The sequence below is a fragment of the Luteibacter sp. SVR4-7G genome (assembly GCF_056755555.1).
Window position 1 is genome coordinate 1 of record NZ_JBPGXO010000001.1, and the last position, 12,902, is coordinate 12,902.

Sequence of the window (12,902 nt, forward strand, 5' to 3'; positions counted from 1 at the left end):
AGATGTGTATAAGAGACAGACATCTTTTCGCGACCCCCTCCCAGTCCTGGAAGACCGGTCCGAAAAGCTGTCGCGCGCAGGCGCGCTCCTACACCTCTCCCCACCAAATCTTGCGGGGCAACATCCCCTACAATCGCCGATCACCCCAACACTCCCTCGCCCGATGATCTCCCGCGAACAATTCGACGCCTACGCCGCGCAGGGCCACACGCGCATCCCGCTGGTGCGCGAGGTGTTTTCCGACCTCGACACGCCGCTCTCGGTGTACCTGAAGCTGGCCGACGGCCCGTACACCTTCCTGTTCGAATCGGTCGAGGGCGGCGCCACCTGGGGACGCCATTCCATCATCGGCCTGCCGGCACGCCGGGTGTATCGCCTGCGCGGCCACGAGCTGGAAGTGGAGGAGAGCGGCGAGGTCGTCGAGCGCCGCCACCTCGAGGACCCGCTCGCCGAGATCGAGACCCTGCGCAAGCAGTACGACGTGCCGAAGCTGCCGGGCCTGCCCGACTTCACGGGCGGCCTCGTCGGTTACTTCGGTTTCGAGACCATCGGCTACATCGAGCAGCGCCTCGCGCAGTGGGACAAGAAGGACGAACTCGGTACGCCCGACGTGCTGCTGATGCTCGCCGACGAAGTGGCCGTGTTCGACAACCTCAAGGGCCGCCTCTATCTCATCGTGCACGCCGATCCGGCGCGCCCCCAGGCGTACGCGGAAGCGTCGCGCCGCCTGGATACGCTGGCCTTCCGCCTGCGCCAGGGCGGAGTGTCGTACCCGCAGCTGCTGCAGCCTGCGGCGCTCGACGAGTCCGACTTCAAGTCCTCGTTCACCCGCGAGGAATACGAGGCGATGGTCCGCAAGGCGCAGGAATACATCCGCGCCGGCGACATCTTCCAGGTGGTGCCTTCGCAGCGCCTGAGCGTCGGTTTCAATGCGCGCCCCGTAGACGTCTATCGCGCACTGCGCGCGATGAACCCGTCGCCGTACATGTTCTTCATCGACATCGGCCCCACCCAGATCGTCGGCTCCTCCCCGGAGATCCTCGTGCGCCTGAAGAACGGCCGCGTGGTGCTGCGCCCGATCGCCGGCACGCGCCGCCGCGGCAAGGACGCCGCGGAAGACATCGCGCTCGAGACCGAACTGCTCGCCGATCCCAAGGAACGCGCGGAGCACCTCATGCTCATCGACCTCGGCCGCAACGACGTGGGCCGGGTAAGCAAGACGGGCACGGTGAAGCTGGCCGAGTCCTTCGTGGTCGAGCACTACTCGCACGTGATGCACATCGTGTCCCAGGTGGAGGGCGACATCCGCGACGGCCTTTCGTACATGGACGTGATCAAGGCGACGTTCCCCGCCGGTACGGTCAGCGGCGCGCCGAAGATCCGCGCGCTGGAGATCATCCAGGAACTGGAGCCGTTCAAGCGCAACATCTATGCGGGCGCCATCGGCTGGCTCGGCTGGTGGGGCGACGCGGATACCGCGATCGCGATCCGCACCGCTGTCATCCAGGACGGCCGCCTCCACGTGCAGGCCGGCGGCGGCGTCGTCCACGACTCCGATCCCGCGGCCGAGTGGGAAGAAACCATGAACAAGGGCCGCGCACTGTTCCGCGCCGTTGCCCAGGCCGCCAAAGGCCTTTGAAGCTCCATGTGTGGGAGCCAGGTGCCCGTTCCGGTGATGGCCCAGGCAGCCAAGGGCCTTTCCAGTTCCATGTGGGAGCCGGCTACGCCGGCGATCCCGCGGCAGCGGGCAACTCGCCGCAAGCACCCATCGCCGCTGAAGTAGCTCCCACACAAAGCAACCGAACATCGTGAAGGATTACCCCATGAATAGCCGTACGATCATCGCTGCCACCTCCCTCGCCGTGCTTGCGGCCACCGCGCAGGCGCGCGAGCCGTGGAGCGACGACGTCGCCTCGCGCACGCAGGCGCTGGCGCTGCTGCAATCGCTCAATGCCGACCTGCTGAGCCACCCGAGCGCAACGCTCACGCTGGAGCGCTGGTGCGGCGCCCACGGACTGGCGCCGGAAGCGAAGATCCTGGCCCGCCGCGTGAAGGGCCAGGACAAGCCGCTGCCGGATGCCGAGCGCGCGACCCTGGCTATCGGCCCGGAAGAACCGGTGCGCTACCGCCGCGTGCAACTGGCCTGCGGCGATCACGTGCTGTCCGAGGCGGACAACTGGTACGTGCCCTCGCGTCTCACGCCCGAGATGAACCAGATCCTCGACACCACCGACCAGCCGTTCGGCAAGGTGGTCCAGGCGTTGCGTTTCCGCCGCCAGACGCTCAGCGCCGACCTGCTGTGGGCCCCGCTGCCGGCAGGCTGGGAGATGGACGCGCCGCTGCCCCCGCCACACAAGGGGCCGCTGGCGATTCCGCACGAGGTCCTGCGCCACCGGGCGGTGCTGTTCACGGCCTCGAACCAGCCCTTCAGCCTCGTGGTAGAAACCTACACCTCCGACGTCCTGGCCTTCGGGCGCCGCTAGCCCCCGCCCCACGCACTGTAGGAGCGCGCCTGCGCGCGACAGCTTTTGGGGCTTTGAGTAACAGGGCCAGTTGCTCTTCGCTAAAAGCTGTCGCGCGCAAGGCGCGCTCCTACAGGCCAGCCGCCGTAGGGCCAGCCTCCGTAGCCCAGCCGCGGGCCAGACGGCATACCCGACCCGGCAGGCCAAGCTGCTTATCCCATCCGGCCGACTTGGCAGCCGGGTCCGGGCGCCGGAAGCTGTGCCTGTCCCACGACGGAGAAGGGGCCATGTCCTCGGTGCCGGTCCAAGCCCGGAAAATTCCTGCCGCCGGCGTTCCCGGAACGAACGCTTTCGGCCCGCTTTTAAGCATCAACAACACGCCGCGGCTCGGCCCGCAGCCGAATTCGCTCGACAACGCGGTGAGCTGCGCCACCCATTGGGTACGCATGTCCGATGGCCGCCGGGCGGATGCCATGTGGCTCGAGGCCGGCGCGATGATGCAGAAGATGGTGCCGCGCGCCGAGTGGGTGCGGTACCTGCGGAAGATACGCCTGGACCGCGGCCAACTCGTCGGGCGCGAATGGTTCGAGGTCACGCGCGTGCGCGACCCGGTGGGTTTGCCCGCGGGCGACTACCTCAACGTGATCTTCGTGTCGCACTACACGCGGGCGGTGCTGTTCGAAACCGTATCGCTGGCGCCCGGCGGTACGAGGTGGCTTCCCGTCGGCTACGTGATCAGACCCGTGCAACGCGAAATCGCGTTCACCACATAAACTACTGCAACAAGAACCCATCGCTTTTTATAGAAGCGACCGCCGTATGTGGGAGCAACTGTCTTTTGTGGAAGCCGCTTCAGCGGCGATGGGTGCTCGCGGCAAGCTTGCCCGCTGCCGCGGGATCGCCGGCGGAGCCGGCTCCCACAGAGTTGGCGGTAATGCGCGAGTCACAGCGCTTCGTCGAGCGCTTTGTAAAAGCGCTCCGGCGCCTCGATCATCGGTGAGTGGGCGAGGCCTTCCAGCGGAATCAGCTTCGCACCGGGAATGCGGGCCGCAGCTTCCTTCCCCAATTCCGGATAATTGCCCAGCTTCGCCTTCACTTCGTCCGATGCACCATCCGCGATTGCCGTCGTATCCCGCTGTCCGATGATCAGCACCGTCGGCACCTTGATCTGCGGAAACTCGTAAACCACCGGCTGGGTAAACACCATGTCGTAGGTAAGCGCGCCAGCCCAGGCCGAGGTTTCCTTGCCGTCGCCTTCGTACTGCCCGGCCTGCATCAGCACCCAGCGGTCGTATTCGGGTTTCCACTGGCCGGCGTAGTAATGCGCCATCTGGTAGCGCTTGATGCCGGCGTACGATGTTTTCAGGTCGCGCGCGTACCATGCGTCGACGCTCTGCCACGGCACGCCCTTGGCCTTCCAATCCTCCAGGCCGATGGGATTCACCAGCACCAGCTTCTCCACGCCCTGCGGATACATCAGCGCATAACGCGCACCCACCATGCCGCCCATCGAATGTGCGACGACTGTGACCTTGTCCACACCGAGGCTCGCGAGCAGATCATGCGTATCCGCAGCCAACTGGTGGAAGCTGTACTGGAACGTATGCGGCTTCGACGATTTGCAGAAGCCGATCTGGTCGGGAATCACCACCCGGTAGCCTTCGGCACGAAGGTGTTCCGCCGTGGCCGCCCAGTATGGGCCGCAGAAGTTCTTTCCGTGCAGCAGGACGGCGGTGCGGCCATTCGCATGTTCCGGCTTGAGATCCATGTAGGCCATCTCCAGCGACTGGCCCTGGTTCTTCACCGGGAACATCGTGACGGGATAAGGGTATGGGAGCCGTTCGAGACGGGCACCGAGGTTTTCGACCTTCGGCGTGTCCTCGGCGAAGGCGGGCAGGGCGAACGCAAGGGTGACGAGCAGGGCGGGGACGAGAGGGCGCATCACGAACTCCTACAGCAACTCAGGATGTATGCCGGCATCTTACGCGAGAGCCGCTGCCATACTCGGTACACGTGCACGCAGGGAGTACAGCATGTCCGACTTCGACGCACCGGCTCGCAGTTATATGCGCCCGCCGATGACACGCGGCGTGGATCCGCAGCGGATGAACTGGCTTTGGCAGCTTATTCTCGAGGCGACCGGACTCGACCCCACCGATGTGCGCGACGCGCTGATCGCAAGTGGCGTCGCCGCTACCGACAAGCGGATGGCCAGTTGGCAGGTAACCGACGACGACGCGAATTATTTTCCGCTGACGATCGCGGAACTGGAGCGCAACCTGCGCTCGGTCATTGCCCACAAATCAAAGCCAGAGTAGGAGCGCGCCTGCGCGCGACATCTTTTGAGGCCGTGAGGAACAGGGCCTGTTACGTTTCGCGAAAAGCTGTCGCGCGCAAGCGCGCTCCTACATGCGCGAGGCGCCCGTCACGAGGTGCCGGTCCGAGGCGCCCGTCACGAGGTGCCGGTCCGAGGCGCCGGTCACGAGGCGCCGGTCGCGAGGCGCAGCCCACGAGTCAGGAATAACGTTCCGACAGGAACCGGAAGAACGCGCGCAACCCTTGCGCTTCGCCGCCGCGCGGGTGGGCCGGGCGGTCGCCGTCGTTCCAGGCGTAGGTGTCCAGGTGCATCCAGTTCTGGCCATCGGGAATGAAGCGCTCGAGGTACAGCGCCGCGGTGATCGCGCCGGCGTGGCGCGACGGCCCCGCGTTGGCGAAGTCGGCCACGTACGATTCCAGCATGCGGCGGTAGGGCCGCCACAGCGGCAGGCGCCACAGCGGATCCTGCACGAGTTCGGCGGAGCCGATCACATGATCGGCCAAGGGGTCGCGGTTGGTGAACAGCGCCGGCAGCTCGGGACCGAGCGCCACGCGCGCGGCGCCCGTCAGCGTCGCGAAATCGATGATCAGGTCGGGCGACTGCTCCACGGCGTAAGCGATGGCGTCGCACAGCACCAGACGGCCTTCGGCATCGGTGTTGTCCACCTCCACCGTATGCCCCGCGCGCGTGCGGATCACCTCGCCCGGACGCATGGCATTCCCGGCGATGGCGTTTTCCACCGCGGGCACCAGCAGCGTCAGCCGCACCGGCAGTTTCGCCTTCATCACCAGGCCGGCCAGCGCGATGGCGTGCGCCGCGCCGCCCATGTCCTTCTTCATCCAGCGCATGCCGTCGGCCGGCTTGATGTCCAGGCCGCCGGTGTCGAAGCACACGCCCTTGCCGATGAGCACGAGCTTCGGGCTGGAAGCCTTGCCCCAGGTGAGCTCGATGAGGCGCGGCGGACGATGGCTGGCGCGGCCCACCGCGTGGATGGTGGGGAAGTTGTCCTTGAGCAGCTCGTCGCCGACCCATTCGCGCACCGTGGCCTTGTGTTGGTCGGCATGGGCGTGGACCGCCTGCGAAAGCTGCTCGGGGCCCATATCCTCGGTGGGCGTATTCACCAGGTCGCGCACTTCCTTCGTGGCGTCGATGAGCGGCTGCACCGTGCGCAGCAGGGCCGGGACCACCACGAGCCGCGCCGGCTTGCGCTCCGCCGCGCGGTAGCGATCGAAGCGGTAGGCGCCCAGCGCCCAGCCCAGCACCACGAGCTCGGCCTGGTCGCGCTCCTGGAAGACGCCTTCCGGGGAAAGTTCGTAAATCCCTTCGGGCAGGCGGTTCGGGAGCCCGCCCAGCGCCGGCAGCGGAAGGCGGCGATCCACGCCCACCAGCACCCGCGCGATCTCACCGGATGCGCCCGGCAGCACCGCCAGGGCGCCCGGCTTCGGCCGGAATCCGGTGGAGGCCAGCCATTGGCGCTGCGCCGCATCCAGGCGCGCCTCGGTGGCAGCCATGCTGCCGGCATCGACGGTCTCGATGGGGACAGCGCGTTTTCCGGATTTGCGGTCGATCAGCGATGACATCAGGCCTCCCGTGCCTCGCGGTCGCAGCGGGCCGCGTCAATGGGTTCTGTCCAATACTGGACCGCCATTCTAACGGTCCGTCGCGGCTGACGCGTCAATCCAGTCCGCAAGATGGGTCATGTCGGGGAATTCATAGTCCGGCGCCGGGCCGTGCGACCAGCGCTCGCCGGTGCGATTGAGCCAGGCCGTCTTCATGCCGGCCTCGCGCGCGCCGACCACGTCGAGCAGCGGGTCGTCGCCGACATGAAGAATATCCCCCGGCGGCAGGCCCAGCGCCTCGGCGGCGGCGAGGAAGATCTGCGGGGCCGGTTTCGCCACGCCCACGCCGCTGGCGTTGAGACGCGTATGAAAGAGGTGGTGCAGGCCGATGATTTCCAGGTCGGCGTTGCCGTTCGAAATGCTCGCCAGCGGCATGCGCGCGGCGATGCGTTCCAGGGCGGGCAGGGTGTCCGGATACAACTCCACCGCGTTGCGCGCGGCGAAGTAGATGCGCCACACCTCGTCCACCGGCGCGTCCTCGATGCCGCAGGCGGCGAAGGCGTGGCGGATCGTCAGGCGCCGCTGTGCGCTGAAATCGTGCGAAAGGTGGGTGTTTTCCTGCGCGATCTTTTCGCGCAGCTCGCGCATGGCCTCGACGGGCCACGCGTCCGCGACATCGGGATGGTGTTCCCGCAGCCAGCGGTTCACGCAGTGCTCGGCCTCGATCAGGGCCGGGAGCACCGGCCACAGGGTGTCGTCGAGGTCGAGGGTGACTGCGCGAACCGGCACGGCTCAGCGCGCGCCGACTTTGAGCACCTGGCCGAGGCGGACGTTATTGTCCTTCAGGCCATTCATGGCGCGCAGCTTGTTCACGTCGACCGCGTTCTTCTTCGCGATCGAATACAGCGTGTCGCCCGCGGCCACCTTGTAGGTGCGCGAGGCGGCCGGCTTCTCGGCGGCGGCCTTGGCCACGGCCTTCGCCGGCTTCGCGGCCGGCTTGGCCTCCGCGACCTTCGGCGTGGCGACGGCCGTGGACTTCTCCGACGCATCCGCCGGCTTGGCAGCAACCGCCGCCTTCGCCACGGGCTTGCCGCGCACGGTCACCGCGTCGGCGCGCACCTTGGCGAAGCGGCCGCCGATGCGGGCGTTATCCGAGACGGTGAAGGCTTCCGCGCGTACGCCGGCGAAGCCCATGTGCGCCGTGGTGCTGACGCTGGCGGCGACGTGGGCGAACTGCGAGGGCTCGGCGGTGGTGGCGACGGAGCCCTTGGTTTCCTTCGCAGCCTTCGCACCCTTGCCGGCGACCTGCGCCTTGGCGAGCGCGGTTTCCTTTGCGACGGCGGCGGCCGTCGGCGCGGCGGCCACGGCGGTCGGCGTGGTCATCGGCTGGCCGGCGTTGGCGCGCGTGCCCACGGCGGACGCGATGGCCGCGCGGCGCGACGCATCCTTCGAGGCGAGTGCGGCACCGTCGGCGTACGGCACGAGGCTGTGCGCGCGGAGCAGCGAGCTGCCCTGGCTGGAGGTGACGAAGGAAATGAATTCCTTCACGTCGGCCGCCTTCGGGCCGCTGTCGTTGCTGACCAGGTAAAGCTCGGTGTACAGCGGATAGGCACCGCTGCCCACCGTGGACATCGACGGCGCGACGCCGTCGATGGAGAGGATCTTCACCTTCTTGTTCGACGAGGCGCCGGCGAGCGTGGTGGCGCCGAGCCCCTGCTTGTCGAGGGTGACGCCTTCTTCGAGCTTCGCCACGTTCACGTACAGGCGCGGCGCGGCCACCGGCTGGTTGCCGCGGCCGAAGAGCAGGCGGCGCAGGCTGTATTCCACGCCGTCGGCCGGGCTGGCCACCGCATAGAGGTTGATCGGCGCATCGCTGCCGCCGAGCTCCTTCCAGTTGGTGATGTGCCCCATGTAGATCTCATGGAGCTGCTTCAGCGTGATGTTGCTGACCGGGTTCGACGGGTAGGTGACCATCACCAGGGCGTCCCATGCCACCGGCGTGAAGGTCAGCGACTGCTCGGCGGCGCCGATGGCGGGACGAGCCGAACCGGCGAGGTCGGCGGTGCCCTTGGAGACGGCGTCGATACCGGAAGCCGTGTTGAACGGCTGCAGTTCGATCTTGCCCTTGCCGGATTTCTCCCAGGCCTTGGCGACGTCGGTGACGACGCCGCGGGCGGTGGTGATGTCGCCGCGCCAGACCAGCTGTGTGCCGGCGGCGGCAAGAACGGTGGCGGAGGCGCTAAGGCCGATCAGCGTGGCGGTAAACAGTCGCGCGAAACGAAGAGACATGGACGGCTGGGACCTCGGGACGGGGCTAATAGGCGAGCAAGCCGCCATTGTGGGGCATCCCGCCGCCACGCGCAGCATTGACATCGTTCAGCATCCTGCCGTCAGAAAACAGAACGTAGGCTGTAGGGCTTCCTTCACATGTAGGAGCGCGCCTTGCGCGCGACATCTTTTCGGCCCAGTCCCCAAAACTGGCGCGCCAGCGTCCGGACCGGGGCGAAAGGCTGTCGCGCGCAAGGCGCGCTCCTACGGGGGGCGGAACGCGCATAAGGCGGGGACGCGCATAAGGCGGGGCGCGCATGGGGCGGGGCGCGCATGGGACAGACGCGGCCAAAGGGATCGGAGCGCGCGCCGGGGGCATCCGGCGCGCCATCAGGGCTCAGAGGACTGCGTAATACACAGCGTCGTCACGCACCACCGTGAGCAGCAGCTGCCTGCCGCCCAGTGAGCCGGTGGTCGGCAGGCTCTTCACGCCCGTGATGCGCCGCTGCGCGATCGCCACCACGATGTCGCCGTCCTGCAGGCCGGCGGCCGCGGCCGCGGAGCCGCGCTTCACGCCGCTCAAGGCCACGCCGTACAGGCCCTGCGACTTCTGCTCCGGCGACAGGTCGCTCAAGGTGACGCCGGCCAGGCGCCGGTCCACCTTGGCCCCGTCGACCGTGTCGATCTTCTCCGCCGCCACGGTGGCCACGACGTCGCGCGTGCTGCCGTCGCGCTGCACCGTGAGCTTCACCTTCGCCCCGAGCGGCAACAGGCCCTCGGCATTGCGAAGGTCCTGGGCCGCGCGCACCGGCTTGCCGTTCACCGCGGTGAGCACGTCGCCCGGCTGCAATCCCGCACCTTCAGCGGGCGAATCCTCATTGATCCGCGTGACCACCGCGCCATTGCTGTCCTTCAGCCCCAGGGCCTTCGCGATGCGCGGCGTGATGTCTTGCACCTCCACGCCCAGGTTGCCGCGGCGCACCTTGCCGTAGGCGAGCAGCTGCTTCATCACGCTCGTCGCGAGGTCGGTGGGGATGGCGAAGCCGATGCCCACGTTGCCGCCGGAAGGCGTGAAGATCATCGAGTTGATGCCCACCAGTTCGCCGCGCAGGTTCACCAGCGCGCCGCCGGAGTTGCCGGGGTTGATCGAGGCATCGGTCTGGATGAAGTTCTGGATGCCCTTGCCCAGGCCGGATCGGCCCAGCGCCGAGACCATGCCGGAGGTGGCCGTCTGCCCCAGCCCGAACGGATCGCCCACGGCCACTACGAAGTCGCCCACGCGCAGCTGCGAGGAGTCGGCGATGGGCAGCGCCTGGAGCCGCTCCGCGGGAATCTGCAGCACCGCCACGTCGGTATCCGGGTCGCTGCCGAGCAGCTTCGCCTTCAGGTCCCGGCCGTCCTGCAAGGTGACCGTGATGTCGTCCGCGCCGCCCACCACGTGGTTGTTGGTGAGCACATAGCCCTTCGCGGCGTCGATCACCACGCCCGAGCCCAGGCTTTGCTCCACCCTCTCGCGCGGCAGGCCGCCGCCACCGAACAGCTGGCGGAACAGCGGATCGTCGAAATAGGGATCGCGCACGCGCACGTGGGTCTTGGTCGAGATGTTCACCACGGCCGGGGTGACCTTCGCGAGCATCGGTGCCAGGGAAGGCATCGGCTGACCGTCGACGGCCGGCGGCAGGGACGCAAAAGCGGGCGACGACAGGGCCAGGGCGAGGACGGCGCCGAGTGCGAGTCGAGTGGTTCGCCGGTAACTGTAGGCGGGCATGGGAAGTTCCTTTGCTGGTGTGCTCCGGGCACGTTCATCGGCGCCTTCGACAACAACCCGCCGCGCGGGTTTCAGCCGGTGAGACGCGTGTGCCGGATACTTTACATCGACCCCCTCCGGGTTTAAGGTTCACTTCGGCCGCAACCACAACATCTTGTGTTCCTTCGTTCGCCACTTACCAAGTGCTGGTGCTGCGGATAGTCAGGTTCGAGCTTCAAACCATCGTCGGCAAAGGCTTTTTTGAAAGGCTGGCGAAGGGAAGACAGGGATGGTCGACAGGTGTCTCCGGGGGAGGGACCGTCGACGGTACTTGCGCCGACGCATGCATATAAGAAAGGCCCCACAAAGGCCGCCACATCGAGGACGACAAATTCATGAGCACTGCACGTGCGCAAGCCATGGGGCTTGAGACCGCGGCCATTCCGCTTCAGCCCGCCTCGTATGACATCTGGGACAAGAAGTACCGTCTGAAGGCCAAGACGGGCGAGCCCGTGGACGGCTCCGTCGACGAGACCTACAAGCGCGTGGCCCGCGCCCTGTCCGACGTGGAAGCCACCGACGAGCTGCGCGCCCACTGGTTCGAGCGCTTCCTCTGGGCGCTGCGCCGCGGTGCGATCCCCGCCGGCCGCATCACGTCCAACGCCGGTGCGCTGGAGCACAAGCCCGCCACCTCCACGATCAACTGCACCGTGTCGGGCACCATCCATGACTCGATGGACGACATCCTCGAGAAGGTGCACGAGGCGGGCCTCACGCTGAAGGCCGGCTGCGGCATCGGCTACGAGTTCTCCACGCTGCGCCCGCGCGGCGCCTACGTGTCCGGCGCCGGCGCCCACACCTCGGGCCCGCTGTCGTTCATGGATATCTACGACAAGATGTGCTTCACCGTCTCGTCCGCCGGTGGCCGCCGCGGTGCGCAGATGGGCACGTTCGACGTGAGCCATCCGGACGCCAAGGAATTCATCCGCGCCAAGCGCGAGGACGGGCGCCTGCGCCAGTTCAACCTGTCGCTGCTGATCACCGACGGCTTCATGGACGCCGTGGAAAACGACCAGGACTGGCCCACCGTCTTCCCCATCCACGTGAAGGAGCAGGGCGAGATCGACCTGGGCGACAGCTCCAAGGTCGTGTGGCGCGAGTGGCCCACCAAGGAAAACTACGTCACCCGCGAAGACGGCCTGGTGGCCTGCAAGATCTACGGTCACATCCGCGCCCGTCATCTGTGGGACATGATCATGGTCTCGACGTACGACTACGCCGAGCCGGGCTTCATCCTCATCGACCGCGTCAACGAGATGAACAACAACTGGTGGTGCGAGCACATCCGCGCCACCAACCCCTGCGGCGAGCAGCCCCTGCCGCCGTACGGCTCGTGCCTGCTGGGCTCGATCAACCTCACCACCTTCGTGCGCGATCCGTTCGGTCCGAAGGCCCGCTTCGACTGGGACGAGTACCGCGAAGTGGTGCGCGTGTTCACCCGCATGCTCGACAACGTGGTGGAGATCAACGGCCTGCCGCTGCCACAGCAGCGCGAGGAGATCCTCTCCAAGCGCCGCCACGGCATGGGCTTCCTGGGCCTGGGTTCCACCCTCACCATGCTGAAGATGCGCTACGGCGCACCGGACGCGGTGGCCTTCACCGAGGACGTGTCCCGCGAGATGGCCGTGGCCGGCTGGGAAGTGGCCCTCGAGCTCGCCAAGGAAAAGGGCCCGGCGCCCGTGCTGGCGCGCGATTACGAAGTGACCGGCGACATGCTGCGCAAGCGCCCGGAGATGGTGAAGGACGGCTGGAAGGTCGGCCAGCGCATCAAGGGCAGCGTGCTGCATGCCAAATACTCGCGCTACATGCAGCGCGTGGCCGAGGTGGCCCCGAACCTGGTCGACGCCCTGGCCGAGACCGGTGCGCGCTTCACCCACCACTCGTCCATCGCGCCCACCGGCACCATCTCGCTCAGCCTGGCCAATAACGCCTCCAACGGCATCGAGCCCAGCTTCGCCCACCACTATTCGCGCAATGTGATCCGCGAGGGCAAGAAGTCGAAGGAGAAGGTGGAGGTGTTCAGCTACGAGCTGCTCGCCTATCGCGCGCTGATCAACGGCGACGCCCTGCCGTTCTCCGACGACCCGAAGACCCGCCTGCCGGAGTACTTCGTGTCGGCCGACGACATCAGCCCCAAGGAGCACGTGGACATCCAGGCCGCCTCGCAGAAGTGGATCGATTCCTCCATTTCCAAGACGGCCAATGTGCCCACGGACTACCCGTACGAAGACTTCAAGGACATCTATTTCTACGCGTACAAGCAGGGTCTGAAGGGATGCACCACCTTCCGTTTCAACCCCGCCGCGTTCCAGGGTGTGCTGGTCAAGGAAACCGATCTCGAGAACACCCTCTATCGCTTCGAATTGGAAGACGGTAGCGTTGTCGAACTGAAGGGTAACGACGAGGTCGAGTACGACGGTGAAATGCACACCGCCGCGAACCTCTTCGATGCCCTGAAGGAAGGCTATTACGGCAAGTTCTGACCCCGC

10 protein-coding genes are annotated in these 12,902 nt (G+C 67.0%); 5 read left to right on the forward strand and 5 right to left on the reverse strand.

Features of this window, described 5'->3' with window-relative positions; all coding sequences use genetic code 11:
• The first annotated feature begins 163 nt into the window (after positions 1 to 163).
• The 3 genes from trpE (at position 164) to ACR9ZH_RS00015 (ending at position 3,235) form a co-directional block, all read left to right on the forward strand.
• On the forward strand, positions 164 to 1,639 hold the full coding sequence (gene trpE, locus ACR9ZH_RS00005) for an anthranilate synthase component I (protein ID WP_481288699.1): 1,476 nt from the start codon (positions 164 to 166) through the stop codon (positions 1,637 to 1,639).
• A gap of 184 nt (positions 1,640 to 1,823) precedes the next feature.
• On the forward strand, positions 1,824 to 2,483 hold the full coding sequence (locus ACR9ZH_RS00010) for a hypothetical protein (RefSeq protein WP_481288700.1): 660 nt from the start codon (positions 1,824 to 1,826) through the stop codon (positions 2,481 to 2,483).
• A 266-nt stretch (positions 2,484 to 2,749) separates the two neighbouring features.
• Positions 2,750 to 3,235 carry a DUF4019 domain-containing protein gene (locus ACR9ZH_RS00015; RefSeq protein WP_481288701.1) on the forward strand — a complete coding sequence of 162 codons (486 nt, stop codon included), beginning with the start codon at positions 2,750 to 2,752 and terminating at the stop codon, positions 3,233 to 3,235.
• Positions 3,236 to 3,405: 170 nt separating this feature from the next.
• Here the strand turns inward: ACR9ZH_RS00015 and ACR9ZH_RS00020 are convergent, their stop codons facing one another.
• Positions 3,406 to 4,404, reverse strand: a complete 999-nt coding sequence (locus tag ACR9ZH_RS00020) for an alpha/beta fold hydrolase (RefSeq protein ID WP_481288702.1) — start codon at positions 4,402 to 4,404, stop codon at positions 3,406 to 3,408.
• Between the two features lie 91 nt (positions 4,405 to 4,495).
• Between ACR9ZH_RS00020 and ACR9ZH_RS00025 the strand changes: the two genes are divergently transcribed.
• Entirely contained in the window at positions 4,496 to 4,780 is a 285-nt protein-coding gene (locus ACR9ZH_RS00025) for a hypothetical protein (protein WP_481288703.1), read from the forward strand.
• A gap of 196 nt (positions 4,781 to 4,976) precedes the next feature.
• On the opposite strand, the gene ACR9ZH_RS00030 is transcribed toward ACR9ZH_RS00025, so the two are convergent.
• The 4 genes from ACR9ZH_RS00030 to ACR9ZH_RS00045 all read right to left on the reverse strand — a co-directional run bounded on the left by ACR9ZH_RS00030 (position 4,977) and on the right by ACR9ZH_RS00045 (position 10,374).
• Positions 4,977 to 6,359 (reverse strand): leucyl aminopeptidase family protein, encoded by a 1,383-nt coding sequence (locus tag ACR9ZH_RS00030; RefSeq protein ID WP_481288704.1) that lies wholly within the window; start codon positions 6,357 to 6,359, stop codon positions 4,977 to 4,979.
• Between the two features lie 69 nt (positions 6,360 to 6,428).
• Positions 6,429 to 7,127: an HAD family hydrolase gene (locus ACR9ZH_RS00035; RefSeq protein WP_481288705.1), complete on the reverse strand. Its 699-nt coding sequence runs from the start codon at positions 7,125 to 7,127 to the stop codon at positions 6,429 to 6,431.
• A 3-nt stretch (positions 7,128 to 7,130) separates the two neighbouring features.
• The gene (locus ACR9ZH_RS00040) at positions 7,131 to 8,627 is read right to left on the reverse strand and encodes a LysM peptidoglycan-binding domain-containing protein (protein ID WP_481288706.1); all 1,497 of its coding nucleotides are present in this window, start codon (positions 8,625 to 8,627) and stop codon (positions 7,131 to 7,133) included.
• Positions 8,628 to 9,003: 376 nt separating this feature from the next.
• Positions 9,004 to 10,374 (reverse strand): Do family serine endopeptidase, encoded by a 1,371-nt coding sequence (locus ACR9ZH_RS00045; protein ID WP_481288707.1) that lies wholly within the window; start codon positions 10,372 to 10,374, stop codon positions 9,004 to 9,006.
• Positions 10,375 to 10,748: 374 nt separating this feature from the next.
• Between ACR9ZH_RS00045 and ACR9ZH_RS00050 the strand changes: the two genes are divergently transcribed.
• Positions 10,749 to 12,896: an adenosylcobalamin-dependent ribonucleoside-diphosphate reductase gene (locus tag ACR9ZH_RS00050; protein ID WP_481288708.1), complete on the forward strand. Its 2,148-nt coding sequence runs from the start codon at positions 10,749 to 10,751 to the stop codon at positions 12,894 to 12,896.
• The last annotated feature ends 6 nt before the right edge of the window (positions 12,897 to 12,902 follow it).

What these genes read in the sequence shown, in the direction of transcription:
- trpE (WP_481288699.1), top strand. Translation starts at nt 164, where the DNA reads ATGATCTCCCGCGAACAATTCGACGCCTACGCCGCGCAGGGCCACACG.
- ACR9ZH_RS00010 (WP_481288700.1), top strand. Translation starts at nt 1,824, where the DNA reads ATGAATAGCCGTACGATCATCGCTGCCACCTCCCTCGCCGTGCTTGCG.
- ACR9ZH_RS00015 (WP_481288701.1), top strand. Translation starts at nt 2,750, where the DNA reads ATGTCCTCGGTGCCGGTCCAAGCCCGGAAAATTCCTGCCGCCGGCGTT.
- ACR9ZH_RS00020 (WP_481288702.1), bottom strand. Translation starts at nt 4,404, where the DNA reads ATGCGCCCTCTCGTCCCCGCCCTGCTCGTCACCCTTGCGTTCGCCCTG.
- ACR9ZH_RS00025 (WP_481288703.1), top strand. Translation starts at nt 4,496, where the DNA reads ATGTCCGACTTCGACGCACCGGCTCGCAGTTATATGCGCCCGCCGATG.
- ACR9ZH_RS00030 (WP_481288704.1), bottom strand. Translation starts at nt 6,359, where the DNA reads ATGTCATCGCTGATCGACCGCAAATCCGGAAAACGCGCTGTCCCCATC.
- ACR9ZH_RS00040 (WP_481288706.1), bottom strand. Translation starts at nt 8,627, where the DNA reads ATGTCTCTTCGTTTCGCGCGACTGTTTACCGCCACGCTGATCGGCCTT.
- ACR9ZH_RS00045 (WP_481288707.1), bottom strand. Translation starts at nt 10,374, where the DNA reads ATGCCCGCCTACAGTTACCGGCGAACCACTCGACTCGCACTCGGCGCC.
- ACR9ZH_RS00050 (WP_481288708.1), top strand. Translation starts at nt 10,749, where the DNA reads ATGAGCACTGCACGTGCGCAAGCCATGGGGCTTGAGACCGCGGCCATT.